Source organism: Methylacidiphilum infernorum V4, assembly GCF_000019665.1.
Taxonomy (GTDB): Bacteria; Verrucomicrobiota; Verrucomicrobiia; order Methylacidiphilales; family Methylacidiphilaceae; genus Methylacidiphilum; species Methylacidiphilum infernorum.
The window spans coordinates 1,700,553-1,724,306 of record NC_010794.1 but is presented as its reverse complement, the minus strand read 5'-3'; the positions used below and the strand labels follow the sequence as shown (position 1 = coordinate 1,724,306).

Genomic DNA, 23,754 nt, shown 5'->3' with positions numbered 1-23,754 from the left:
TTAAAGTTCAAGAATGTCCGAATATTTTTTTCTCTTCTCCACGTTTTCTAAATAATCGAAAAATTCTTCGGCAGTTTCGAAAAGGTGTCCTTTTTCGATATAAGAATCCGTGGTGAAAGGCGAAAATCCCTTGGGGAAAATCATGTAACGGGTTTTCATGTAATCCCGGGCATGTCCTAACTCATCCATCATCCCTGCAGAAAGAGGAGGTCTTTCGGGATAAGGATGGATCGCAATGACCGCGTCAACCTTGCCGACATACCAATGGAGGTCACGGTGTACCGTGTAGGCATAAATGACTTCTTTATCCAGTGGAGAATCAAATTCCTGGGATATTTCTACCGTTTGAGGATCTATCACAACGGCGTAATACCGAAGTTTGCGGATTATCTCGTTAACAATTTTCCTCATTTCTTCCGTGGCATGGGTCATGGAGTAACTGGCATAGACAACCCAAGGTTTTGGATAAACGACAAGCTTGTAGAGACTGTCAGGGGATTCATTAACGGAAAGGACGTAATGAGGAATATTCATGTATTTTGCCCAATCTTCAGACAATGAAACTTCCTCGTTCATCCAGGAAAGTATTTCATAAATGGTATGCTGACGAGCTTTTAGGGCTTTCAGAAAAGGGTCCTGGGATTCAATGGATTCAAGCTCTTTTTTGATCACCCATTCCGCCTCGATGAGCGTAACTATGACATCGGGTCCGATGAAATCACGCAATATTCTCTGGTCTTTAAATTTCCTATTTATCCTGTTCCACTCTATCGTGGCAGGCAGCCTGATAATGACATCCTTGTAGCCTTTTTTTTGGATGTCGAAACCTATTTTTTCATATTCTCTTTCCCTGGTCAGCTCGAAAACATAATCGGTCGTCCCGAGAAGTCGTTCGAGAGGTTTTTTCCCTCCTTTGGTGAATTCCTGGACGGCATCATAAACATGGATATTTTTACCGTTAAGCCTGCCCAGCTCAACGACTTTCTGGATAAAGGCTCGATCGCTCATCCCGGCGATCATTCCACTGACTAAGACTTTCAACTTGATCTCACCTACTTAGTTATAAAAGTAAAGTTTACGATCAGAATGTTTTTCTTTGAAAGAAAATATTCAAAACAACAAATTTCAAAAGTTTTCTAAAAAAATTGGATTATGGAGCTTTACTTTTGTCCAGATTACACCCGCAGATGCCTGGATTGGGCAGAATCTCACCATTGCGTACATGTCATGCGCCATAAGATAGGAGATCTTATCGAGGTGTTTGACGGAAAGGGAAGTAGCTGGGAAGCAAAGATCGAAAAAATAGAAAATCATCAAGTTTTTGTTTCCCTTTTAAGAGAAATAAAGGAGGACAGTCCTTCAAAAAAACCCTTGTTGGTTTTGATCCAATCGGTCCTGAAGAACAAGGCCATGCATTGGCTCCTCCAAAAAGTTACAGAGATCGGCGTTGATCGGATTATCCCGGTGATTTCAAAACGCAGTTTGTCGGCGGTAGAAGAAGGGCAACAACTTAAAGAAAAAAAATGGAATGAGATTCTCATCGCGGCAGCGAAGCAGAGCCACCGGAGAAAATTACCGGAGCTTTTCAAAATCTCTCTCTTAGCTGACGCTTTAAAAGAGGGTTTTCCTTCTTCCTTGAAACTTGTTGCTTTCCTTGGTAAAGAAGCAAGATCTTTGAAAGAAGTTATGCAATGCTACTCTTCTAGAAATGTTTCTTCTGTAGTTATCCTGATTGGTCCTGAAGGCGATTTTACAGGGGAAGAAAAAAATATGGTTTTAAATCAGGGTTTCATTCCCGTAAGCCTAGGTAATCAAGTTCTCCGTTCCGAGACGGCCGCCCTTTTTTTGGCATCCGTCATGAATTATGAACTGAAGCTTTAGGAGAAATTTTTTTTAGTTCTATAAAAATCGGATTAAAAAACCATGGGAAACAAAATTATCGTTACTGGAGGAGCCGGTTTTATCGGTTCCAACCTTGTTTTGGAACTTCAAAAAGTCTTTCCTCAAAGGGAGCTTATAATTATAGATGACTTTTCGAGCGGTTCCTTTAAAAACATTCTCGATCCTCACTGCGATGTCATTACCGAGAACCTCTATGAGTTTGATTGGTCAAATTATTTTTCTAAAAAGGAAATCGAGGTAGTTTACCACTTGGCCTCTCTTACGGATACCACCGTCCTAGACGAACGCAGGCAGATGCAAAATAACGTGGAGAGCTTTCGGAACTTGCTTCGTTTTTTTGCCGGTTCTTCTACCAAGATTATCTATGCTTCTTCTGCAGCGGTATATGGGTTGCGTTCGGGAAGAAATTCCCTCCAAGATGATCCTCGACCGGCAAATCCCTACGGGTATTCCAAGTTGCAAATGGAGAGATTGGCCAAGGCTTATTGTAAAGAAAATCCGCAATCGAAGATAACAGGGCTTAGATATTTCAATGTATACGGCCCAAGGGAAGCCCATAAAAAAAATTCATCAAGCATGATCTTTCAACTGGCCCAACAGATTAAAGAAGGAAAAAATCCCAGGCTTTTCTCTTACGGGGAGCAAAAGAGGGATTTTGTTTATGTTGCCGATGTCGTTAAAGCGACTCTTTTAACAGAATTAAAGGATTGTCCCGTACCCCTCCTTAACATCGGCAGTGGTCATGCACGATCTTTCAATGAAGTCATTCGTGTTTTGAATCAAACCTTAAATACGCAAGCGCAACCCGAGTATTTTCCCTGTCCTTATCCCTTTTATCAGGAGCACACGGAAGCCGACCTAGGAATGACCAAGCTTCATCTGGGATATTTCCCAGAATATTCATTGGAAAAGGGAATTGCCGAATATTTCAAGTCGGGATGGCTTTTCTAAAAATTTTTTGGATTCCTTGGCTATCCATCTTGATTTTAAACCTATTTTATTCAATTTGAATAGGTATGAGTTCTTTTATTTTTCCCGATCCCCAGGAGATGCAAAAGCGGCTCCAGGATTTCGTAAAATCTTTTGGCAGCCCTTCTCCCATGGCCAGTGAACCCCTCAAAGAGGATCGAAAAGAAAGATTTAAAGAAAAAATATTACAATTTCAATTTACACCTAAGGATATTAAAGCCTATCTTGACCGGTTTGTCATTAAGCAGGAGGAAGCTAAAAAAGTCCTTTCCGTTGCCGTATGCGACCATTACAACCAAGTTAAAGAAGCCTTGATGGGGAGGGGACCGGCTCATTATGTCAAACAAAACGTTCTGCTCGTTGGCCCGAGTGGAGTGGGTAAAACTTATCTTGTCCGCTGCCTTGCCGACTGTATAGGTGTACCCATGGTTAAAGCGGATGCAACGAAGTTTTCAGAAACAGGCTATGTGGGGGCCGATGTGGAGGACCTGGTGCGAGAACTTATTCAGCAAGCCGAAGGAGACGTTGAAATCGCCCAGTTCGGGATTATCTACTTGGATGAAGTAGACAAGTTGGCTACTTCCCATTTCATGGGAAGGGATGTCAGTGGCAGGGGTGTGCAGTCCAATTTATTGAAGCTACTCGAAGAAACCGATGTTCCTATAAAAGCCGCCCATGACGTCCTTGGACAGATGCAGTCGCTTTTCGATTTTCAAAAAGGGGCTAAAGCTCCCCGTAAGACCATCAATACCCGGTATATTCTTTTTATTGTAAGCGGAGCATTCGAAAAACTCTCTGAAATTGTTCAGAAAAGAATCCGAAGGTCTCACTTAGGATTCCAACCTCATGGTCCCGAAGGCATTCCATCGGACATTATCGCCGAAGCTAAAACGGCTGATTTTGTCGAGTATGGACTTGAGCCGGAGTTTATAGGGAGGTTGCCTGTTCGGGTCTTTTGTCAACCCCTGGGGAAAGACGATCTATTCCATGTGTTGCGCGATTCGGAAGGTTCTATCCTCAAGCAGTATAAAAGTTCTTTTGCTGCTTATGGAATAGAGTTGAAATTTACCGAAGAAGCCTTACAGCTGATTGCCGAGCAAGCGATGGAAGAAAAAACCGGGGCCAGGGGATTGATGACCATATGTGAAAAGATTTTAAGGCCTTTTCGATTCGAACTTCCCAGGAGCGGTGTCCAAGAGTTGGAAATCGACGGTCTTACGGTTCTGGATCCGGAAAAAAAGTTGGCGGAAATTCTGAAAAAGATAGAGGAAAATAAAAAAAGTAGGGACAATGAACAGATCGATCAGTTCCTCTTGGAATTTTATAAAACAACCGATATTCATATCCATTTTGATCAAGAAGCGATCGAGGCTCTGAAAAAGGAAGCCCATGAAAAGGGGATCGCCGTTATTGATCTATGCAAAGAGAAGTTTAAAAATTACAGTTTGGGACTGAAATTGATCAAAAATAATAATGGAATGAGTGATTTTACCCTGACTAAAGAAGATCTCCGGGATCCTGAGGAAACTTTAAACCGCTGGATAGCCGCTTCTTACAAAACGGGATCCCGGTCGCAAGAGCAGTAGCATTCTTCCCCTTCTCCGGGCAAGGAAAGCATAAAAGCAAAAGGGGGAGTTCTACCTATTAAAGCTTCATCTGCCTGTCGAACCGATCAGATTGATAAGATCAGCTTCGCTGACTACGGCCGGTTCTTGGAAGTTGTGCCCCTTGTGCGGTAGTCGAAAGGCGAGGGAAATCTCTTTCCAGCCGTAAGCGAACGCATGCCTGTCGAATGCCGTTGAAACAAAACCGACCTCGGTGGAAAAGAAGCCGGTTTCGTTGCCGGCTAAGCGGTAGCGAGCTTTAACGGTGATCCAGGCTTCCCGAGATGGTTTTTTCTAAGCGAGAATGAAGGAAAGTTCCCTAGGTAAGGAAAGCGATTGAAGTCGAATAACCATGGAGGAAATTCATCCCGCAAGAAGGTCCTACTTCACCGTGGGCAAAAAAGCCGGCTTGAGCGATACCTGGAAAAAATTCTTGAATACTTTGAGCATCGATGTGGGAAGAGGTTCCAAAAAGATTTTTCCCTCTTCCCGTGCATATCGCTTGTAAGGCGGCAGAAGGAATTTTTCCTTGAGCATTGAATTTTAATTTTTCCTCTTCTAGGGCTTTTTGAAGAGAAAGAATGGCGGCCTGGGGATCTCTTAATTGATACTGGACTGTCTGCCCTACCCTCGGAAAAGCACCAATGACGATGGCACCGGTAGAGGGATCGGCGCCGAGGATATTGCGGATGAGAAAATCTCCCTGTTTAAACTCTTCTAGGTATTCAGAAACGGCCAAGCCTATGAAGAGATGACCTTGGACGGTGAGCTTTTCCTGTTCGGTCAAGGAATCGAAGGCTTTAGCCAAGGCCTGGTAGGCGGTTTTTCTCCCCAGGGTATAGAGAATGTTCTGGTCAACATGGGTGATCGTGTAGGGATCACCGATAGGACGACAAGCTTGGGAGACGATTACATCCAGGGTAATGTTCCCGGCAAAAGTTAAGAGCAAACATCCTGTTAGGGCCCTTCGATTATAGTAGAGAGAACATTCATTTTCTTTGCCGCTGGTTACTCCTCCCCAAGCAGGAAGGTGAGGATAGGCTTGGGTCAAGTATTTCAAAAATTTTTCTATTGGAAAGTTTATCGGATCGGCAAACACGCAGAACCCCTTGATGTCGTTGCCATCAAAAGGAATGAGGGAGTGCCAATTCTCTTGCTGGTCCAAAGAATCAACGACATGAGGAGGAATTTCCAGGCCATGGCATTTCAGCTCCGGATTATGGATAAGAAGAAGAGAGAAAGAAGCTGTTCCTTCATTTTCTATCCCTTGGCCAACGACTCCAGAACTACCCACTACGACCAGGTGTTGGAGATGACCGTAGATAGTGAGCAGGTCGGAAAGTTCTGCAAGACTATCCGAATCAAAATCCAAGTATCCAGACCATATAAAAGCAAAACCAATAGTCGGCTCTCCCGGAAGTTCCATGCGGAGCTTTGAGACCATCTGGATGATTCTCTTTTCTTCTAATGGGCCGTTATAAATACTACTTACAGCATGCATCTGGGGCTTAATTTATCATTAGCTTTTCTTAGCTCTTGTCAATCATGGGAGAGGGAAAAATCATCTTTCCAGCATTCGAGGGCAAGTTTAAAGCTCTTTGAAGTCAATGTATTGTTGAGATGCCCTACCGGGAAAAAAAAGAGATGGTCTACCTTCCATTTTTCTTTGATTTCTTTAAGAATCCATGGAGGGCTAATCTTATCGTAAAGCCCTCCGACGATGAGTATATCCTGGCCATCGAGTTTAGGCTTTGATAAACTCGGGCAAGCCAACCTGAGATGAGGGTAGGTTTCAGAGGGAGTAATCCCTAATCGAGTCAATTTTTTCCTTATTTCTTTTCCTGCAGGTGACTGCCAGATGACATAATGAACATGGAGCAGGGGTTCTACCAGTATTAATTTATGCAGGGTATCGTCAAAAGAGCAAAGTTGACTGATCGTCCATGCTCCATAACTGATTCCCCATCCCGCAATAAGGGGGGAACCTACTCTTCTTAGTCCTCTTGTAAAAGTATAAAGATCCATAACCGATTGTCTTAATGTCTCCATGGTGTGAACCAGGTTGGGTTGAACGCAACGGGCGCTGAACAGCAAGGAAGGAGATTTTCTTTGAAAATGATACGGTAAATGCATAAGGACTCCATTCCATCCTTGTTCGTTGAGCCAGTGTATCCATTTTTTGTACCCTTTAAGAGAAAGGGATAAAAGTCCATGGACGATAATCATCGTCGGGGATCGATTCCATCCTTTTATTGACGGGAAGAGATCAAAGGTAGCGTAATTTGAAAAAGAATCCGGGCTTCTGATGAAGCTTGGGAAAATTAACCGGCGCTCTCGGTTAAGACCGGAGGCTATGGAGGCGGAGATTTTTTTCTCGTACCTAGGATCGGGAAGGTAATATTCCTCGAGAGAAGCTCTTTGCCAATATTGAACGTACAACTTGAGTTGAACGGAAAAATCGGCAGCTAAAATGCATGGCTTTTGAAAGCAGTTGAAGAGGGAAATGGAAAGACAATCGAAAAGATGTGAAAAAATTGTTTTCAATACTAGGTTTATGGAGTTGATTTCAAATTGGAAGTGGCTAGCCCATAACAGATATTGTTGATGGAATCAAGAGATTTTAATCCTTTCCTTTTGATTAGATTTTGTTGTTTTGTTTCGAGATCGATGCCTATAATAATAATTGGCAAAGGAGGTATTGATGCTAACAGAAACTTCAACTGAAAAATCCCAGGCCTTATCATACAGTCTTTTACCCAAGGTTCAGGACTTTCTTAAGTCTCCAAAAAAGTTATTTATCGGCGGCAATTGGGTAGATGCCGTCTCCGGAAAAACGTTTCCAACCTATGATCCCGCTACGGGAGAAGTACTAGCCTTTGTAGCCGAAGCCGATAAAGAGGACGTGGATAAAGCGGTTAAAGCGGCTAGGGAAGCTTTTGAAAAAGGACCGTGGAGCAAAATGACGCCTGCCGAAAGGGGCAAGTTAATATGGAAGCTTGCCGATTTGATCGAAGAAAACCTGGAAGAGTTAGCCCAAGTTGAATCTTTGGACAACGGTAAACCCATGTCCGTGGCCAGGGTTGCAGACCTCCCCTTGTCCATCGATCTTTTCCGGTACATGTCGGGATGGGCGACGAAAATAGAAGGGGAGACGATCCCTTTTTCCCTGGCTTCTCCAGAAAAATTTTTTGCTTATACAAGGAGAGAACCTATTGGAGTAGTGGGGCAGATCATTCCTTGGAATTTTCCCTTGTTGATGGCTGCTTGGAAATTAGGCCCTGCATTAGCTACGGGTTGCACGGTTGTTCTCAAGCCGGCCGAACAAACCCCTCTTTCCGCTTTGTGGCTAGGGGAGCTTATTCAGCAAGCCGGTTTCCCCGACGGGGTTGTTAATATTTTGCCCGGTTTTGGTGAAACGGCGGGTGCGGCGATCGCTTCTCACATGGATATCGACAAGGTTGCATTTACCGGTTCAACAGAAGTGGGCAAGATTATCGTTAAAGCGGCAACTTCAAATCTGAAAAAGGTCAGTCTTGAACTCGGGGGCAAATCTCCAAACATCATCTTTGCCGATGCAGATTTGTCAACGGCTATTCCGGGAGCCGCTTCCGCCATATTTTTTAATCATGGCCAATGTTGCTGTGCAGGAAGCAGGCTTTATATAGAAAAGAAAGCTTTTGATAAAGTCCTGGCGGGAATAACCGAAGAGGCTAAAAAAATTCGCCTTGGCCCTGGTCTTGAACCCTCGACGGAGATGGGACCTCTTGTTTCCCAAGAACAATACGACAGGGTTTTTTCTTACATTCGTTCCGGAATGGATGAAGGAGCGACCGTAGTTACCGGGGGGAAGCGCTATGGAGAGAAAGGCTATTTTATAACTCCCACCATTTTTACCGGGGTGAATCCCTCCATGAAAATTGTGAATGAGGAAATTTTTGGACCCGTTGTTTGTGCTGCTCCTTTTGAAGATACCGAAGAGATTACCCCGGTGGCCAACCAGACCATATACGGCCTTGCGGCAGGAATATGGACAAGAGATATTTCAAAAGCCCATCGGCTCGCCTCAAAACTGAAAGCGGGAACGGTCTGGATAAATTGTTATAATGTTTTTGATGCCTCTTTACCTTTTGGAGGTTATAAACAGTCGGGATGGGGGAGAGAAATGGGGCATGCGGTACTCGAGAACTACCTGGAAACAAAAACCGTCTGTATTCAACTTTAAAGGCTTGAGCAGTTAATAAATTTCTTGCTTGTTCATGCTTATTCATGCTCTGAAGCATGTCCCGCAAGAGGGAAGCATTCGCAAGGCTGCGGAACTCCCAGCTGTCGCGTTGAATACGCTGCGGCGCTTGCCCTGCCCGGACCACGGAGCTGAACCTGGCCGCGGGCGTTCACACCTCGGTCCATTTAAGGGAAACGGCAGTAAGTTGGGCGGTGTCAACCCATGGAGAAGAGGACCCTGGCCCGACATCCAATTGCCCGCTGCATCCAGCCTCGGCGAAGAAGGAAGCCGGTTCCGTTCCTATTTGGGCAGCAACGGGCAAGACAGGCGCGACGGTTTTATCCTCCTGCGGAAGCTTCATCGATATCTTTGAGAATTGCAGACAGGCTTTCCATGGAAAGATCTTCTTTGAAAAAAGAACTTTCCAAGATGAGCGTGTTGGCACCGGCAATGACGGTTGAGGGGATGGTTTGAGCGGAGAGGCCCCCCTCCACCAATATTTGAAAATTCAGGTTATTCTTTTCACGGAATTCCCTGGCTTTCCTTATCTTTGATAGCTTATCAGGCTGGAAAGGATGGCTCTTGGAGGGGAAATTGGTAATGAGAATAAGGAGGGCTTGCAGTTGAGAAAGGTAGTTGATGCTTTTTTCGAAAACGGTCAGCGGGTTTAAAGCGAGTCCGCAGCGGCAACCCATGCTGTGAATAAGATTAATCGTTTTTTTAACGTCGTGATGTGCCTCCATGTGAACGATGAGTAGGTCGGCCCCGGATTCGACAAAATCCCTGGCGAAACGATCGGGTTGTTGAATGAGCAGATGGACTTCGATGGGTAAGTTTGTCATTGAACGTAAAGCGGCAATAAAATCTGGTCCTATAGAAAGATTGGGCACAAAGTGCCCATCGGTTACGTCCACATGGATTGAATCACAGTTAAAAATTTCGGCTTTTTTTATCTCTTTTGATAATAGAAAGGGATTGATTCCGATATTTATAGAAAGGCGGATTGGATGGGCCATAATTTTTTAATTTTTAATGGGTGTCATTGCGTTCGATTAATTCTATTTCATAGCCGTCGGGACCATCGATGAAGGCAAATTTTGTCCCGGAGCTTGATACTGTCGGACCATCTGAAAACGGATAGCCGAGCTTTGAACAATGGGCGGCGAATTCTTCCAGGTCGTCTACCTCGAAGGCGAGGTGCATTAAATCTGGAGGAACGGTGACTTTACCGCTTCCTGGATAATAGCAAAGTTCTATTTCTTCTTCATTCCCGGGAATTTTCAGAAACAAAAGAACGGAGCCCCTAGGGGATTGAGTTTGTCTGACGACTTCCATTCCAAGAACTTCCGTAAAGAATTTAACCGACTCTTCAAGCTTGCTCACCCGAAGCCGGGTATGAAGCAGTTTTTTTACTTTCATACTCATCGAGAATATTCTTGAAAAAACAGGTACATTATCGAATTTTTTAATATTTTTTAATTTTCGTTTACAATATATTCAACGGAAACTTTTCGGGAAGTTTTCGATAACTCCATCACAGTAACAAAAAAGGGTAAAAGAAACTTCCCTTCTTGGTAAGCTACAGAAGTAATATTTTTCAAATTTTAAAAGGGATAAAGAGAAAAAATTTTTTTCTTCTAAAACTACTTATTTAAAAACGCTTCTCTAAAAAAGGTTCTTTTTCTATAGAAGGGAGAATTTCTTCCCTGCTTTTTATTTCTTTACAAAAGGCAGCAATCCAAGTAGCCGCCGTTTCTAAATCTTTTAAATGAAAGGCCTCCACGGGGCTATGCATGTACCGGTTAGGAATACCGATGGAGCAGCTAGGAATTCCACCTCTTTGAATAAACAATGCATCGGCATCTGTTCCCGATCGCCTGGGATCAATGCCATGCTGATGGCTAAGGGAAAGCTTGTGGGCGAGTTTATTCAGGTAGTCCACTATTCCAGGATGATTGACACTACCATGACTGAGGATGGGGCCCTTCCCAAGACGAATATCGCCGAATTTTTTCTTATCCGCTATGGGAATATCGGTTGCATGGCCAACATCGACTACGATGGCAATATCGGGGTGGATGGAGTATCCGATCATGCTCGCTCCGTAAAGTCCATTTTCCTCCTGGATGGTGGAAGCGGCAACGATACAGGGAGCGGATATTTTTTCTTCCGAGCAGATTCTCAAAACTTCTGCGGCGACGAAAGCCCCAACCTTGTCGTCGCATCCACGGGATATCCAGATATCGTTTAAAAGGCAGAAAGCCTCGCTATCGTAAAGAACGAGATCTCCAACTTGGACATGTTCAAGGGCTTCATCCCTACTTGATGCTCCAATATCGATAAAAAGCTCGTTCCATTTCGGAGTTTTTTCCTGCCCTTCCTTCTCCTGCATATGGATGGCAAGAGTACCAATTACACCGGGAACAACTTTGCCTTCATGGAAAATGTTCACTTTTCTTCCCCTGGAAAGTTTTGGATCAGGTCCACCAACAGGGGAAAAATAAATAAAACCGTTGTCATCGACATATTGGACTTGGAAAGCGATTTCATCGATATGGCCATTGACAAGAATTTTAGGTTTGCCCTCCAAGTTTAAAGTCGCCACGGCGTTGCCATAAGCATCTACTTCTACGCGGTGGGCATAATTTTTTACGTAATCAATCCATACTTTTTGCCCCAAGGTTTCCAGGCTCGAAGGACTGGGGGTATTCAAGAGAGATAAAAGGAATTCAAAGGACTCTTTTTTCATGGGATGCCTTTTGCAAGCTATTGAATTATCAACGCGATCTTTGCCGGAGCAGTCAATAAGGATTCTTTGCCTATTATTGTTTAGTCATTTCAAGGGGGGGCTTCTTTTCGTTTTAAGAGAAAGCCTGGATTTTATCCATTCCAAGGTTAGAGGAAGAACGGATACAAGGATGATACCGTAAATGCAGATTTGAATATTGTTTTTAACGATGGGCTGGTTGCCTAGGAAAAAACCTAGCCCCAGAAAGAGACCGATCCAGCTCAACCCTCCGGAGACATTAAAGAAGGCAAAACGACCGTAGTTCATCGATCCTATGCCGGCAATAAAAGGGGTAAAGGTGCGAATAACAGGGATGAATCGAGAAAGAAACACCGCCTTTGCTCCAAATCGAGCAAAAAATTGCTCTGCTTTGAAAATATACTCTTTTTTGATCAAATAAGATTTTTCTGAGGAGCAGATCCATTTTCCAAATCGATGCCCCACGAAATAGTTCAAGTTATCTCCTCCAATGGCGGCTAGGGTTAAAAAGAAAAATAAATAATAGATATTGAGCCATCCTTCAGCAGCTAAAATCCCTAGGGTAAAAAGGAGGGAATCCCCGGGAAGGAAGGGGGTAACTATGAGTCCTGTTTCACAAAATACGAGGGCGAAGAGCAAAAGATAAATCCAATCTTGGTGAGTCACTATGATTTCCCTAAGATAGTGGTCCCAGTGAAAGAAAAATTCCAATAAAGGGGTCATGGTGGAGATCAAGCTAAAGTTATATTTTTCATTAAACTATCAAGTCCAATATATAATATCTATAAAATATTTTGATTAATTGTTTATTCCCAACGGCTTGACAATAAACGATTCTTTTTTAAGTTTATAATTGAAACCGGAAACCTTAACAAGGAGGTGTTATGGCTGATCTATTATCCAAGAGAAGTTCTTTTTTGCCTTCCCTTTGGGATCCTTTCAAGGAACTTGAAGAGATGAGGAGAAAGATGGCTTCTCTTTTTGAAAAACCACTGGAACTCCTGACTTCCGAGGAGATCGAGCCCTTTGAACTGAGTGAGTGGCGGCCATTTACAGATATTACCGAGGATGACAAGGAGTTCCTAGTGAAAATGGATCTTCCCGGGATAAAAAAGGAAGAGGTCAAGGTATCGATACAAAATAATATCTTGACTGTTTCTGGGGAAAGAAAGGTGGAAAAGGAAGAAAAAGATAAAAAGAAAAGATACATCCGGGTAGAACGGGCCTATGGGGCATTTAGCCGGAGTTTTGAATTACCCGAGGGGGTTGAGAAAGATAAAATATCCGCTGAGTTTAAAGATGGTGTCCTTTATCTCCATATGCCCAAGGGAGAACAAGCGCAGCCGAAAACCGTAGAAGTTAAGGTAAGTTGATCTGGAAAAAACGCGCCGTAAACCTCTTCCCGAAGGAAGAGGAGAAGGCGCGTCGTAAACGTTCGAAGGGCCGGACCGGCCCGGATCGCCTGTTCTTAGGCGTGGTGTCGGAGAGTCGGTCGTTGACCGATCCAAGGGGCAAGGCCCCTGATGGCAGGAAGGAATCCTCCGCATTCAGGCGGAGGAGGGGGTCAAAGGCAGATTGCATTCTCTTATTGAAAAGAAAGAACCGGCAATTATCATTTCATTGCCGGTTCTTTCTTCATTTTTTATCGCCCGGCATGGGCTGACGGCCAGTGTAACTGAATTATTTTGAGAAAACCATTGACAGTTTCTAAACATTAATGATAGCAAGTTTTCTAGGTTTCTTAACTGTTTAACGTTTTTTAGCAATGATCGATTTGAAAAAGAGAAAAGTGGATTTAGCACGGGGATTATGCTTTTTCGGGTTGAGCCTGTCGCTGTGCATTTATCCTTTGAAAGCTGAAATCGAAGATGAATATGCCGAAGAAAAACCCAATTTGGCTTCTGCAGTTCAAAATCCCTCTTATGCCCAATCAGGCGGTGAGGAAGTGGCGGGGTCTCAAAATGAGCATGCTTTTCCTCCTGACAAGGACAAAAGGGAACTCGAAAAGAATATCAAGGAAATAAACTCACAAAAGGCTCCTTTTTCATTGAAGACGGGCCTGTATGCAGGAGTATTTGGGGGAGGATCTTTTTCTGCTCCGGGCAATTACGGTTATTCTCAATATCCATCTCCCGTAGGCTTGGCCACGTTTAATCCTAGAGGAGGCATAGTAAATGGAGTGGGGGGAGTAGAAGTAGGTTATGAGTTTCCCAAGCAAGCCATGGGGACTACCGGGGATTTTTTTTGGAGTCCATCGGTGCAATTTGATGGTTATTACATGGGTATGACCGCTGCCGCTTCGCAAATCAACCCGGTGGCGGGGAATATCGATTTTAAGGATAATTTTAATTCTGGACTGTTCTTCATCGACGGGTTGCTCAGGCTCTATACGCCTATTCTCGTCATTAACTTTGGTATTGGGGTGGGGGGGGCTTACCTATGGGAATCGTCGATTTCCGGCGTGGGATCGAAAGGGAATTTTTCCGGGAAAAACTTGTTTGGCAAGGGAATTGATACCTCTAACGGGGCCTTTGCCCTCCAGGGCATTGCCGGGGTGGAAAGATGGATAACCGACCGCTTAAGCTTCATCGTGGAATACCGGTTTGTATGGGTGGGGACTTCAAACTTTACCTATTCGGGAAATCCGGCCGTTTTTGGTTCGGGAACAACAATTAATAACCATTTTGATCAGTTTGAAGCCAATCTTGTCCTTGGTGGATTGAGATACAAGTTTTAATTTTTTAATTTCTTTCCCATGAAAAAATTTTTTTTCCTCTCCTTGCTCTTAAGCCTCTTTTCCATGGCATTCGATAGGGCGGCAGCCCTGCCCTTGATGGGTAAGCACTTTGATGCGAAATACCCCACTTTCCCTTACGGTTCAACGGATCCTTATGGCTATGCCTACTGTGTTGTCTCAACCAACTTGTACTATACTCCGCAAAAGCCCTATGTGCGCACCTTTTTACCTACAACGGAAAAACCCTCAAGAAAACCGACTTTAAAGAAATCTTCTCGTTCTTCTCCCAACCTTATGCCGAGTAGGAAATCAAGGAACCTTCAGAACCCTTCTCAAAAGTAATTTCTTAAGCTTTAAATCTGAGGCTTTAAAATGGGGGAAAAGATGTCCAAGATATTGTATATCGAAGCTTCTCCAAGGAAAGATCGGTCTTTTTCTATAGCCGCTACACAAGCCTTTCTTCAAAAATACAAGGAAAAGCATCCGCAAGATGTTGTTGAATTATTGGATCTTTGGGCTAAGGATTTACCGCGGTTTGATGGATATGTGCTTGAAAGCAAATACGCCCTTTTTCATGGGCTGGAACATACTCCAGAGCAAAAAAGGGCATGGAAAGCGGTGGAAGAGATCATCGGTCATTTTATATCCTTTGATAAATATATTTTTTCCCTGCCCATGTGGAATTTCGGAATTCCCTATAAACTGAAACATTATATCGATATCCTCGTTCAGCCTACCTATACCTTTTCTTATTCTCCGCAGGAAGGGTACAAGGGGCTTGTTTTGGGAAAAAAAGCCTGCCTGGTCTGTGCCAGGGGGGGAACTTACCAGGATGAACTCCAAAAACTTGATTTCCAACTTCCCTATCTTAAGCTTATCCTTGGATTTATCGGCATTAGTGAAATTCACCAAGTGATTGTCGAGGGAACTCTTTTTCAAAAAAGAGATGAGCTTTTATTCAAAGCTACCCGGGAAGCCCAAAGGGTAGCGGAAATCTTTTAAAGACCCTGCCGTTTTTGGGTAAATAGGGGTTTTGGTTTGATTGGATTTAAATTCGGGAAGGAGGGAGGAAGGGGGGAAATAAAGTCCAAGGTAGGTCCTGTGCCACCATAGTTTTTTTTCTCTTTTTTCAGAGGGAGAGCTGTATTCATAAACATAGAGAAGGGCCCGGATATACTTAGGTGGAGATGAGGGGAAGGGGTTTTCCTTGAAGAGCTTGATTACTTCTTTGTTGCCTTTGAGCAAGCAGGATAATAAGGAAACAAACCAGGGATTTTCTCTGGGTGTACTGAGAGCGGCAAACCACATTTGCCAATCCATTCTTGGGTGGTAGGGGGATACAAAGGATGGAGCCTTGTAGGGATCATCCGGTTTCCACCGGAAAGGATACTCTTTCCATTCGATCCCATCCCTGCTTCCCTCGATAATGATTTCCGGTCTTCGGGTTGTCATCACGGCGAAGGCTCCATAATTGTTTACCGAGCGGAAGGTCCCCAGGAAATATAGAAGTTTTTTTATGCCTTGAGGATAGGGAAAAGAAAAAGATTCCAAGAAAAACAATAGGCTTATGAAAAGGACAAGAAAGGAAAGAAAAGGGATAATCCTTTTCTGAAAGGTCGGACTAGGGCAAGGAGAAAATGAAGAGAAATAGGGGATGATTTTTTTTATGAAGCCGTCATCGAGTAAAGTCCAGCACAAGGCTAGAGAAAGCCAATTGAAGAAGGCATGATTGCCCGTCAAAATGATGAAAAGCTGGAAAAAGCTAAAAAGGAAAAAGCTTATTCTTCTGGCTGTTTTGCCCAAAAAAATAGCGAAAGGAACGACCAGTTCGATGAATAGAACGAGAAAAGTGGTTATTTCATGAAACTTCATGGGCAGATGATAGAAATACCAGGCAGGGGGAGTGGGCAGGGGTTCGGTCTCATAATGGTATTTTAAAGCGGTGAGCGCCCGCCACGTGGGGTCATGACTTTCCAATTTAACCAACCCCGAAAGAAACATGAGCTTGAAAAGCAGCCAATGAAATAGGAAAGTGGTCCAAGCCGAAGAGGAAGTCAACGTGGTAAAGCGACAAGAAAGCTTCCATGGCAAAAAGAGAGATGAAAGCAAACCGCATTCCAGCAGCAACCCATCCCATTGAAAATTAAAAAAGACCTGTCCTGCGGATACATAGGAGAGATAAAGAAACCAAAGGCCCAGCGAAACAACCGAAGGGGCGATATTAAGAAAAAGAAGAAGGGATAAAAAGATTCCCAGAAAGGTTCCCAGCTCAAGAACAAGATCCGTCGGAGGAACAAGCCAAAAAAGAGTGGGGACAAAAAAAAATCTTTCCCATCCCATGTTTTCACGGACAAAACGGAGAAATGGGGAAACGGGCAGAATCCCTCCAGCTCCAACTAATCCAAGGATTTGAAGGGAAAGGGAAAAAAAAGCGACGAGGTAAACAAGGGAAAGGAAACGGCAAAAGAGCCATAAAGCCAAGGGATTTTCAATGTTTTTAAAGGGGATCTTTAGAGCGGGGATTTTCAATCTTTTGGCCAGTACATGCTTGCAGCAATTGCTTCCAAAATATCATCGGCGGTTTTCCCTACGTGAGGATGAAAGTCCCGCCACAGAAGTTTTCCCTCTTTGATTAAAAAGGAAACCCGTTTGGGCATTCCTAGAAAAAGAGGAACTCCAAAAGTTTTACAGGCTTCTCCATGGAGGTCGCTTAATAAGCAAAAGTTCAACCGGTAGCTTTGAGAAAATTTTTTTTGAATGCAAGGCTTATCCTTGCTTATCCCGTAGACCTTTATTTTATGTTGCTGCAGGTCGGATAGGCGATCTCTAAGATGGCAAGCTTGAAGGGTACAACCTGGGGTGAAGGCTTTGGGGAAAAAATAAAGTAAAACTATTCCTTGGTTGCAGAGTTCTCGAAGAGAAAGAGGATTGCCCTCGGTATCGAAAACATTTATCCCTGGAATTTCAGAGCCGACTTTGAGCCCCTCCCCCTTGTTTTTTTTCATGGCCGGAAAAAACAAGCTCATAGATCCCTACTTTTTTTTATGTATAATTATCATAATCAATAATTTTTTTGCCGAAGAAAGGAAATTTGAAAAATTCGAGGAGCGATTTTCATGGAATTATGGCTTGAGCAGTTGAAGGAGCGTTTTACCGATAAGTTTTCATACCGGAAAGACATTTTGGAAAAATATGCGAAAGATGCCTGGCTTTTTTCCCACAATCCCGATGGAGTTTTTTTCCCGGAATCCAAGGAAGACGTGATCGAGTTGATGCAGTTTGCTTATTCAAAAGGGGTCTATGTAACAGCTCGGGGTGGAGGCAGGGGATATGTAGGAGGGGCTGTGCCTGTAAAAGGAGGAGTTGTTATTTCATTTGAAAGAATGAATAGGATTAAAGAGATCCATCCGGTTGACTCTGTCGCTGTGGTAGAACCGGGCGTAATTACCGGGGTTCTGCAAGAAAAAGTTAAAGAGATGGGGCTGTTTTATCCTCCGGATCCTGCCAGTATCATGGAATGCACGGTTGGAGGAAATGTCGCCACGAATGCCGGAGGACCCCGGTGCCTTAAATATGGGGTGACAAGGAATTATGTCTTAGGCCTCGAAGTCATTTTGGCCGATGGATCGGTGGCTAGAGTAGGTGGAAGAACGATAAAGAACAAAACGGGGTTTGATTTAACGGGACTTTTTGTGGGTTCCGAAGGTATGCTAGGCCTTGTTACAGAAATTACCCTGCGGCTCATTTCTAAACCCCCGTTTAGAGCTGCTCTCTCGGCTTATTTCGAGAAAATGGATCAGGCTATTTTATGCATAAACCACGTTTTATCCTCGGGAATAATGCCCTCTGCCCTAGAAATCGCCGATCGATTTACCCTTAATTGTGCAAGGGAATTTACACAAGAAGAAATTCCCCCTTTTGATGCCCATCTGCTCTTAGAAGTTGACGGGAGCGAGGCCGCGGTGAATGCGGATATCGATTTTTTTGCAAAACTTGTCCGCTCTTTTTCCCCGAGGAACTTGTCAAAAGCATTAGGCGAAGAACAATGTGAAAAACTGTGGCAAACGCGCCGTCTTTTTTCCGCTTCTCTTAAGGCCAGCGGGTTGACCAAGCTCAACGAAGATGTCACTGTGCCGCGCAGCCGGCTTGCGGATTTGATCAGTTTAGGCGAACATCTTCAAAAGGAATTTAACTTGACCGTTGCTTGTTTCGGTCATGCCGGGGATGGGAACATTCATGTCAACTTGATGGTTGATTGGACCAAGGTAGAAAACCGCAACAAGGCAGAGAAAGCCCTCGATCTTCTTTTCGATTCGGTTTTGGCATGGAATGGATCCATAACCGGGGAACACGGCATAGGGATCGCCAAGTTGCCTTGGTGGGGAAAAGCCCTCAGTCGAGAGTCACGGTTGGTCCACGAGAAGATCAAGAGGTGCTTGGATCCAAAAGGGATTTTAAATCCTGGAAAATTTGTTTAAATTTGTATAGTTTTTATCGTTCTAAGGCATTATTTTTAAGTTCTTGCTCTCTATAGAGAAATGCATCGCCAAGATTAAACTGGGTAAAACTATGAATTTTCAAGACAACTTTTTGTATGCTTTGGAAAATACAAAAATTATATTGCTTCCTCGGCGAATCGTTTCAACATTTGGGACGACTCTTCTGCATTACTACCTGGTTACCGAGGATCTGGACAAAGTGGATCTCTGTTTTGTAAGGGAAGGGAAGCTTGAGGCCGAAAGACCAAGGATTATCACCTCCCCCCAGTTTGCCAAGCTTTCCTTGGAAGGCTTCGGTAAAGAAGCCCAAGAGTACGCCCAGTGGCTTTTAAAAAATTCCCAACAGGGGAATGTTTCCTTTTTACGCTACGGGTTCTTGTTCAAGAAAGACGATCTGCGTTTTAACGAAGTGAAGGGTTCTTCTGAAGAGGTATGCAACAGGCTTAAAGAAGAGTTGGTTAAGGAAGGCAATCCCTTGTCTGTTCTTTTAAAAGGAGAAGAAGAACTTTGGGAAGTTTCCCTGCTGAAGTTCCTCGTAGATTGGGTGCGCATGTCCATGGGGAAGAACATACAAGATTTTCGTCAAGAAGGCTTTATCTGATTCATTGGGGTATCTTCAAATCGTTCTATAATCAAAGAGACAGAGCCCACGTTGGGGAAAGGAAATTTTGTAACCCTGATTTTCAGTCCTAAAACCAGGGGAAGCCTTAAAAGTTCCTCGGCGATTTCTTCGGCCAGGGTTTCTATGAGGTTCCTTGGTTTTGAAGAGGCCAAGGCTTCGACTCTTTCTTTTATTAAAGCGTAATCCAGCGTGTCGGCAAGGTTATCCGTCATCCAAGCTTTGCGAATGAGGCTTGGATCTACATAGATATCGAGGGATAGCCTGATTTGTTGTTTGTTTCTCCTTTCCTCTTCCGTGGCTCCGATGCATGTCTCAATTTTTAGGTCTTCCATGTGGATGACGTCGGGGGATAATGAAAAACGATTCCCTCTCCGGCCTTGTTTAAAAGCCTTGACTAACCCGTGGTAGGGAGATTGAAAAAAAGATTCAGGGAGCATTTCCTTCTCGATAGATCGATCGAGGAGCCGGTAGCAGAATTCGTAAATACCTTTTTCCTTGCTTTCACGGGAACCGCCGACGTTGAGGATTTCTATTGCATTTGAAAAGAGAAAGTCCTTGATCTTGAACTCCTTTCCGGGGAGCTTTTCGTGAACATGCAGACAAGGCTTCCCAAAATTTTCTGCAAACTTTTGAGTTGCCAGAGACCCTTCGGTGAGAGTAGGGTCTAAGGTCACGATGAGAGTCCCATCCGAGTCCCATACGTTCCATGCGGTTCTCGTCGTGTAACTGGACGAAGGGGTTTCACAAAGTTGGTATTTTGAAGGAATGACACCGGCTTCAGAAAGCCTGCCCTTGGGACACCATCCTCCGTGAGCTATGCCCTTGGCGATTGCCCAATCCAAGGCTGCCCTATCGGCGCCTGTTTGCCCTCCAGAAACTATCTTTCTAATCATGAAGATTGATTTTAAAGTGAAAAAAGATGACCGGGAACTGAAAAATCAGTTATAATGTATTTCCCATGTCTAATCTAGTTGAACTTCCCGAATCCGAAACGAAAATCAAGATCTTTTTTTTTGACACGGATGCTTGTGGAGTTGTTCATAACGTAGCCTATTTGCGCTTGATCGAGATTGCCCGTTCAGAACTTGCCGAAAAACTCGGTTGGCCTTTGAAGGAAATGGAGCGAACGGGAATTGTCCCCGTGGTTATAAGGACAGAGATCGATTATAAGGCCCCGGCAAGGCTGGGTGATATCGTTCATATCGTTTCAAGGCTCTGTAGGGTGGAAAGAATACGTTTTCAAATCGAGTTTGAATTAAGAAAGCAAGAAGCTTGTGGCCAACTGCTTGCCAGTTGCCTTCAAACTCTTGCCTGCGTTAAAATTCCGGGAGGCAAGCCTGCCCCTATTCCCTTAAACTGGGCTCAAGCTTACCCCTGGTTGGCGGCTAAAAAAAGAAAAGTTTAAACAAGTCGAGGAAAATTAAAGCATTCTTTTTAACTCAGCAGAATGTGGTTTTTATAATGAGCAACTGCTGGATTATTGAAAAGAAAGATAAGCAAAGAAATTTAAGGCTGGTTTCCCTTCCTTCCCTTCATCCGGGAAGGGGAGAGTTAAAAATCGAAGTTCATTATGCGGGGATCAATAGGGCCGATCTCCTTCAATGGGAAGGAGTCTATCCGCAGCCAGGACCACCCGTTGCCCACGAGATTCCGGGGTTAGAGTTTTCTGGTTTCATAAGCGAGGTTGGCTTAGAAGTAGAACACTGGAAAGAAGGTGATCCGGTCTTTGGATTGGTCGTAGGTGGAGCCTTTTCCACGGAAATTATCGTTCAGCAAAGGATGTTGTTGGCCGTGGAAGGTTCTCTTTCCTTGATGGAGGCGGCAGCTATTCCTGAAACTTTCTTTACGGCCTGGGATGGGTTGGAATACCGGCTTAAAGCCAAAGAAAATGAAACCATTTTGATTTCGGCTGCGGGAAGTGGGGTTGGTCTTTCCGCATTAGCATTAGCCAAGATAAAGAACTTGAGACCCTTTTGCACCGTAAGAACCCCTTCTAAAAAAGAAAAGCTTTTGAAACTCGGAGCCTTGGATGTGCTCGTGGAAGAGGAGCAAGATCTTGGAGATTGGTCTTTATCCCGGACGGGCGGAAAAGGCATGGACTTGATTTTTGACCTGGTAGGTGGAAAAAAATTTAGCCTTTATCCTTGTATTGTTGCGGAAAAGGGAAGGATTTTGTGTCTTGGACTTTTGGGGGGAACGAAAACGGAAATCTCCCTTGATCTTTTGCTGCGGAAAAGATTAACCATTGTTGGATCTACCCTGCGTTCAAGACCGATAGAAGAAAAGATGATCTTAACCCAGGATTTTAGAAAAAAAATCCTTCCTTATTTTACGAGGGGAGAGCTTAAGCCCATTATAGAGCGGGTATTTAGTTGGGAAGAGTTGCCCCAGGCCTTGGAATATTTAAAAGCAAATAAAAATTTTGGCAAACTCCTGCTTAAGGTCAGCTGAACGGAGGCGCTGGATTCGCCGGGTAAAATCGGCCAGCTTTTAAAAAACCTATCCCGAGAAGAAATTTTTCCGAAGAATAGATTGAACAAAAAGGAAAAGAAAAATCTCCTCGGCAAGATCGGCTAGGATCACGCAAAAAACCCTGTAATTAAGGGCGACCGACGGGACTTGAACCCGCAACAGCCAGAGCCACAATCTGGTGCTCTACCTATTGAGCTACGGCCGCCATTTTTATAAATTCCTTTATAATTATTAGCTGCTGTTTTGGTCAATTGCACTTAAAATTACCCTTATTAAAGAAAAATTGTAGTTTTTCTGTAGAGATTTTCTTGGCAAGTATAGTTCTTTGAATTGGCATTCGAGTCATCTTAAGATAGAAGAATAGAAAGAAGAATTTTTTTATCTATAATATCTTAAATAATGACCATTGTTGATGTCCAGGAGATAAGAAAGCTTGAAGAAGCGGAGATAACCCGTGGTATCTCTGCCGAGGTCCTCATGGAAAGAGCGGGGAGAATGGCCGCCGCCTTTATTGAAGCGTATTGTTCCCGTGGGCATGCTCTCTTGGCATTAATTGGGAAGGGGAACAACGGGGGAGATGGCCTTGTTATAGCCAGAGAGTTACTGAAAAAAGGATGGAATGTTTCCGTTTATCTTACGACGGAAAGAAACCAGTTAGGATCTTTATGTAAAAAGAAATTGAACGAGTTGGTTCATGCTTTTCCCGACCTGCCCATTTACGAATATCCCTGTCCCGTTCCTTGGACCAAGGCCGACTATGTTTTGGACTCTATCCTCGGCATTGGCATGAGAGGAGAACTGCAAGGCGAAATAGCCAATCTTGTCAATGAGCTTAATGAAAAACGAAAGAGTTGTTTTTTTGAAACGATTGCCGTTGATTGCCCTACCGGTCTTTGGGAAGGTTCAAAACAAAACTCTCTTGCTGTTGTTGCCGATTTGACAATTACCATCGGCTACGGCAAGGATTTCCTCTTCAAAGAAGAACTTTCTCATTTTACGGGTAGAATCGAAGTCATCCCGATTTTTGATCAATCTCCTTCTTCTTATTCTGGCTTTGAGTCATTAACAGGATGGGAACTGGCATCCCTTTTCCCCTATAGAAGCTCGAATTCCCACAAAGGAAATTACGGCAGGGTGGTGATTTTTGGTGGCAGTAGGGGTTTTAGCGGTGCTCCTGTCATGGCGGCTCAGGCTGCCCTGCGCATAGGTTCGGGTCTTGTCCAGGTGGGCGTACCCCAGGAAATCTATCCCATTGTGGCAACAAAAATATTTTCTGAATCCCTGGTTTTCCCTTACGAGGATAGTCGGTTATTTGACCTGGCCGTTTCCCAGGCGACGGTTGTTGCTATGGGACCTGGATTTGGATTGGAAAAGGACTCTGAGGTTTTTTTTAGAACGCTTATTGAGCTGGATAAGCCGCTAGTGATCGACGCGGATTGTTTGACCCTGCTCGCCCGTTATCCCGAACTCTACCAGGAGATTAAAAAATGGGCTGTTTTGACTCCTCATCCGGGTGAGATGAAGCGGCTACTCAGGATGGATTTCTCTGCAGAACGAAGGCCAGAGATAGCCCGGTCTTTTGTCAAGGACAAGAAAATAACGCTGGTATTGAAAGGGGTAAGAACCTTGGTTGCTCAAGAAGGGAAGCCCCTTTTTGTTAACACCAGCGGTAATCCCGGGCTGTCTACGGGAGGTTCGGGAGATAGTTTGCTGGGTATTGTTGCCGGACTTATAGCCCAGGGTTTTGATCCTTTTGATGCTGCGCGCTGTGGGGTGTGGATTCATGGAAAATCGGCCGATATAGGGGCTGAAAAAAGAAAAACGAAGGAAGGATTGCTCCCGAGGGAGGTGGCTGAAAACATAGCGGAGGCCCTTTTCTGGATGCGTTCTACATCACGCCTGGTTTTGGATCAAAAAAGCCAATGGGAAGAAATACTTCCTTATTATTTTGGCTGACCGT

At 44.0% G+C, this 23,754-nt stretch carries 24 protein-coding genes and 1 tRNA gene; 13 read left to right on the top strand and 12 right to left on the bottom strand.

The window, feature by feature from the left end; genetic code table 11:
• On the bottom strand, window positions 1-1,041 hold the full coding sequence (locus MINF_RS08180) for a hypothetical protein (protein ID WP_012464183.1): 1,041 nt from the start codon (window positions 1,039-1,041) through the stop codon (window positions 1-3).
• 111 nt (window positions 1,042-1,152) lie between these two features.
• Here MINF_RS08180 and MINF_RS08175 point away from each other — a divergent pair, with 111 nt between their 5' ends.
• From MINF_RS08175 to MINF_RS08165, 3 genes are all read left to right on the top strand, one after another.
• The gene (locus MINF_RS08175) at window positions 1,153-1,881 is read left to right on the top strand and encodes an RsmE family RNA methyltransferase (RefSeq protein WP_048810291.1); all 729 of its coding nucleotides are present in this window, start codon (window positions 1,153-1,155) and stop codon (window positions 1,879-1,881) included.
• Between the two features lie 42 nt (window positions 1,882-1,923).
• Window positions 1,924-2,853: an ADP-glyceromanno-heptose 6-epimerase gene (gene rfaD / locus MINF_RS08170; protein ID WP_012464180.1), complete on the top strand. Its 930-nt coding sequence runs from the start codon at window positions 1,924-1,926 to the stop codon at window positions 2,851-2,853.
• Between the two features lie 65 nt (window positions 2,854-2,918).
• Window positions 2,919-4,457: an AAA family ATPase gene (locus MINF_RS08165; protein WP_079200442.1), complete on the top strand. Its 1,539-nt coding sequence runs from the start codon at window positions 2,919-2,921 to the stop codon at window positions 4,455-4,457.
• A 337-nt stretch (window positions 4,458-4,794) separates the two neighbouring features.
• Here the strand turns inward: MINF_RS08165 and MINF_RS08160 are convergent, their stop codons facing one another.
• Window positions 4,795-5,976, bottom strand: coding sequence for an FIST signal transduction protein (locus MINF_RS08160; protein ID WP_012464177.1), 1,182 nt, complete (start codon window positions 5,974-5,976; stop codon window positions 4,795-4,797).
• A 38-nt stretch (window positions 5,977-6,014) separates the two neighbouring features.
• Entirely contained in the window at window positions 6,015-7,019 is a 1,005-nt protein-coding gene (locus MINF_RS08155) for an alpha/beta hydrolase (protein WP_012464176.1), read from the bottom strand.
• 157 nt (window positions 7,020-7,176) lie between these two features.
• Here MINF_RS08155 and MINF_RS08150 point away from each other — a divergent pair, with 157 nt between their 5' ends.
• The gene (locus MINF_RS08150) at window positions 7,177-8,697 is read left to right on the top strand and encodes an aldehyde dehydrogenase family protein (RefSeq protein ID WP_048810290.1); all 1,521 of its coding nucleotides are present in this window, start codon (window positions 7,177-7,179) and stop codon (window positions 8,695-8,697) included.
• Between the two features lie 169 nt (window positions 8,698-8,866).
• Here the strand turns inward: MINF_RS08150 and MINF_RS08145 are convergent, their stop codons facing one another.
• The 5 genes from MINF_RS08145 to MINF_RS08125 form a co-directional block, all read right to left on the bottom strand.
• Window positions 8,867-9,058 (bottom strand): hypothetical protein, encoded by a 192-nt coding sequence (locus tag MINF_RS08145; RefSeq protein ID WP_048810289.1) that lies wholly within the window; start codon window positions 9,056-9,058, stop codon window positions 8,867-8,869.
• On the bottom strand, window positions 9,036-9,713 hold the full coding sequence (locus MINF_RS08140) for a ribulose-phosphate 3-epimerase (RefSeq protein WP_012464174.1): 678 nt from the start codon (window positions 9,711-9,713) through the stop codon (window positions 9,036-9,038). The genes MINF_RS08145 and MINF_RS08140 overlap by 23 nt, the downstream gene beginning before the upstream one ends.
• A gap of 13 nt (window positions 9,714-9,726) precedes the next feature.
• Window positions 9,727-10,116 carry a VOC family protein gene (locus tag MINF_RS08135; protein ID WP_187146932.1) on the bottom strand — a complete coding sequence of 130 codons (390 nt, stop codon included), beginning with the start codon at window positions 10,114-10,116 and terminating at the stop codon, window positions 9,727-9,729.
• 232 nt (window positions 10,117-10,348) lie between these two features.
• Window positions 10,349-11,446 (bottom strand): M20/M25/M40 family metallo-hydrolase, encoded by a 1,098-nt coding sequence (locus MINF_RS08130; protein WP_012464171.1) that lies wholly within the window; start codon window positions 11,444-11,446, stop codon window positions 10,349-10,351.
• 84 nt (window positions 11,447-11,530) lie between these two features.
• Complete coding sequence (locus tag MINF_RS08125; RefSeq protein WP_012464170.1) at window positions 11,531-12,199, bottom strand: VTT domain-containing protein; 669 nt, start codon at window positions 12,197-12,199, stop codon at window positions 11,531-11,533.
• Window positions 12,200-12,348: 149 nt separating this feature from the next.
• Here MINF_RS08125 and MINF_RS08120 point away from each other — a divergent pair, with 149 nt between their 5' ends.
• The 4 genes from MINF_RS08120 to MINF_RS08105 all read left to right on the top strand — a co-directional run bounded on the left by MINF_RS08120 (window position 12,349) and on the right by MINF_RS08105 (window position 15,203).
• On the top strand, window positions 12,349-12,837 hold the full coding sequence (locus MINF_RS08120) for an Hsp20/alpha crystallin family protein (RefSeq protein ID WP_012464169.1): 489 nt from the start codon (window positions 12,349-12,351) through the stop codon (window positions 12,835-12,837).
• 392 nt (window positions 12,838-13,229) lie between these two features.
• Entirely contained in the window at window positions 13,230-14,201 is a 972-nt protein-coding gene (locus tag MINF_RS08115) for an outer membrane protein (RefSeq protein ID WP_012464167.1), read from the top strand.
• An 18-nt stretch (window positions 14,202-14,219) separates the two neighbouring features.
• Entirely contained in the window at window positions 14,220-14,543 is a 324-nt protein-coding gene (locus MINF_RS08110; protein WP_012464166.1) for a hypothetical protein, read from the top strand.
• 42 nt (window positions 14,544-14,585) lie between these two features.
• On the top strand, window positions 14,586-15,203 hold the full coding sequence (locus tag MINF_RS08105) for an FMN-dependent NADH-azoreductase (protein ID WP_048810522.1): 618 nt from the start codon (window positions 14,586-14,588) through the stop codon (window positions 15,201-15,203).
• On the opposite strand, the gene MINF_RS08100 is transcribed toward MINF_RS08105, so the two are convergent.
• Both MINF_RS08100 and MINF_RS08095 read right to left on the bottom strand, forming a co-directional pair.
• On the bottom strand, window positions 15,156-16,730 hold the full coding sequence (locus MINF_RS08100) for a lipase maturation factor family protein (RefSeq protein WP_012464164.1): 1,575 nt from the start codon (window positions 16,728-16,730) through the stop codon (window positions 15,156-15,158). The two genes, MINF_RS08105 and MINF_RS08100, sit on opposite strands and share 48 nt — an antisense overlap.
• Window positions 16,727-17,227: a peroxiredoxin gene (locus MINF_RS08095; protein WP_238523470.1), complete on the bottom strand. Its 501-nt coding sequence runs from the start codon at window positions 17,225-17,227 to the stop codon at window positions 16,727-16,729. Before MINF_RS08095 ends, MINF_RS08100 begins: the two co-directional genes overlap by 4 nt.
• A 90-nt stretch (window positions 17,228-17,317) precedes the next feature.
• Here MINF_RS08095 and MINF_RS08090 point away from each other — a divergent pair, with 90 nt between their 5' ends.
• Together MINF_RS08090 and MINF_RS08085 are read left to right on the top strand one after the other, a co-directional pair.
• A complete protein-coding gene (locus MINF_RS08090; RefSeq protein ID WP_012464161.1) occupies window positions 17,318-18,679 on the top strand; it encodes an FAD-binding oxidoreductase in 1,362 nt (453 codons plus the stop codon).
• 91 nt (window positions 18,680-18,770) lie between these two features.
• Window positions 18,771-19,301 (top strand): hypothetical protein, encoded by a 531-nt coding sequence (locus MINF_RS08085; protein ID WP_048810286.1) that lies wholly within the window; start codon window positions 18,771-18,773, stop codon window positions 19,299-19,301.
• Here the strand turns inward: MINF_RS08085 and MINF_RS08080 are convergent.
• A complete protein-coding gene (locus MINF_RS08080; RefSeq protein WP_012464159.1) occupies window positions 19,283-20,215 on the bottom strand; it encodes a YpsA SLOG family protein in 933 nt (310 codons plus the stop codon). The two genes, MINF_RS08085 and MINF_RS08080, sit on opposite strands and share 19 nt — an antisense overlap.
• 65 nt (window positions 20,216-20,280) lie before the next feature.
• On the opposite strand from MINF_RS08080, the gene MINF_RS08075 reads away from it, so the two are divergent.
• Together MINF_RS08075 and MINF_RS08070 are read left to right on the top strand one after the other, a co-directional pair.
• Entirely contained in the window at window positions 20,281-20,727 is a 447-nt protein-coding gene (locus tag MINF_RS08075) for an acyl-CoA thioesterase (RefSeq protein ID WP_012464158.1), read from the top strand.
• A gap of 56 nt (window positions 20,728-20,783) precedes the next feature.
• Window positions 20,784-21,773: an NAD(P)H-quinone oxidoreductase gene (locus MINF_RS08070; RefSeq protein ID WP_148205209.1), complete on the top strand. Its 990-nt coding sequence runs from the start codon at window positions 20,784-20,786 to the stop codon at window positions 21,771-21,773.
• 153 nt (window positions 21,774-21,926) lie between these two features.
• Here the strand turns inward: MINF_RS08070 and MINF_RS08065 are convergent.
• A tRNA-His gene (locus tag MINF_RS08065) sits at window positions 21,927-21,999 on the bottom strand.
• Window positions 22,000-22,193: 194 nt separating this feature from the next.
• On the opposite strand from MINF_RS08065, the gene MINF_RS08060 reads away from it, so the two are divergent.
• The gene (locus tag MINF_RS08060; RefSeq protein ID WP_012464156.1) at window positions 22,194-23,750 is read left to right on the top strand and encodes a bifunctional ADP-dependent NAD(P)H-hydrate dehydratase/NAD(P)H-hydrate epimerase; all 1,557 of its coding nucleotides are present in this window, start codon (window positions 22,194-22,196) and stop codon (window positions 23,748-23,750) included.
• Window positions 23,751-23,754: the final 4 nt, after the last annotated feature.

What these genes read in the sequence shown, in the direction of transcription:
- MINF_RS08130 (WP_012464171.1), bottom strand. Translation starts at nt 11,446, where the DNA reads ATGAAAAAAGAGTCCTTTGAATTCCTTTTATCTCTCTTGAATACCCCC.
- MINF_RS08070 (WP_148205209.1), top strand. Translation starts at nt 20,784, where the DNA reads ATGAGCAACTGCTGGATTATTGAAAAGAAAGATAAGCAAAGAAATTTA.
- MINF_RS08160 (WP_012464177.1), bottom strand. Translation starts at nt 5,976, where the DNA reads ATGCATGCTGTAAGTAGTATTTATAACGGCCCATTAGAAGAAAAGAGA.
- MINF_RS08060 (WP_012464156.1), top strand. Translation starts at nt 22,194, where the DNA reads ATGACCATTGTTGATGTCCAGGAGATAAGAAAGCTTGAAGAAGCGGAG.
- MINF_RS08140 (WP_012464174.1), bottom strand. Translation starts at nt 9,713, where the DNA reads ATGGCCCATCCAATCCGCCTTTCTATAAATATCGGAATCAATCCCTTT.
- MINF_RS08080 (WP_012464159.1), bottom strand. Translation starts at nt 20,215, where the DNA reads ATGATTAGAAAGATAGTTTCTGGAGGGCAAACAGGCGCCGATAGGGCA.
- MINF_RS08110 (WP_012464166.1), top strand. Translation starts at nt 14,220, where the DNA reads ATGAAAAAATTTTTTTTCCTCTCCTTGCTCTTAAGCCTCTTTTCCATG.
- MINF_RS08145 (WP_048810289.1), bottom strand. Translation starts at nt 9,058, where the DNA reads ATGAAGCTTCCGCAGGAGGATAAAACCGTCGCGCCTGTCTTGCCCGTT.
- MINF_RS08175 (WP_048810291.1), top strand. Translation starts at nt 1,153, where the DNA reads ATGGAGCTTTACTTTTGTCCAGATTACACCCGCAGATGCCTGGATTGG.
- MINF_RS08090 (WP_012464161.1), top strand. Translation starts at nt 17,318, where the DNA reads ATGGAATTATGGCTTGAGCAGTTGAAGGAGCGTTTTACCGATAAGTTT.
- MINF_RS08165 (WP_079200442.1), top strand. Translation starts at nt 2,919, where the DNA reads ATGAGTTCTTTTATTTTTCCCGATCCCCAGGAGATGCAAAAGCGGCTC.
- MINF_RS08095 (WP_238523470.1), bottom strand. Translation starts at nt 17,227, where the DNA reads ATGAGCTTGTTTTTTCCGGCCATGAAAAAAAACAAGGGGGAGGGGCTC.
- MINF_RS08075 (WP_012464158.1), top strand. Translation starts at nt 20,281, where the DNA reads ATGTCTAATCTAGTTGAACTTCCCGAATCCGAAACGAAAATCAAGATC.
- MINF_RS08115 (WP_012464167.1), top strand. Translation starts at nt 13,230, where the DNA reads ATGATCGATTTGAAAAAGAGAAAAGTGGATTTAGCACGGGGATTATGC.
- MINF_RS08105 (WP_048810522.1), top strand. Translation starts at nt 14,586, where the DNA reads ATGTCCAAGATATTGTATATCGAAGCTTCTCCAAGGAAAGATCGGTCT.
- MINF_RS08120 (WP_012464169.1), top strand. Translation starts at nt 12,349, where the DNA reads ATGGCTGATCTATTATCCAAGAGAAGTTCTTTTTTGCCTTCCCTTTGG.
- MINF_RS08085 (WP_048810286.1), top strand. Translation starts at nt 18,771, where the DNA reads ATGAATTTTCAAGACAACTTTTTGTATGCTTTGGAAAATACAAAAATT.
- rfaD (WP_012464180.1), top strand. Translation starts at nt 1,924, where the DNA reads ATGGGAAACAAAATTATCGTTACTGGAGGAGCCGGTTTTATCGGTTCC.
- MINF_RS08135 (WP_187146932.1), bottom strand. Translation starts at nt 10,116, where the DNA reads ATGAAAGTAAAAAAACTGCTTCATACCCGGCTTCGGGTGAGCAAGCTT.
- MINF_RS08150 (WP_048810290.1), top strand. Translation starts at nt 7,177, where the DNA reads ATGCTAACAGAAACTTCAACTGAAAAATCCCAGGCCTTATCATACAGT.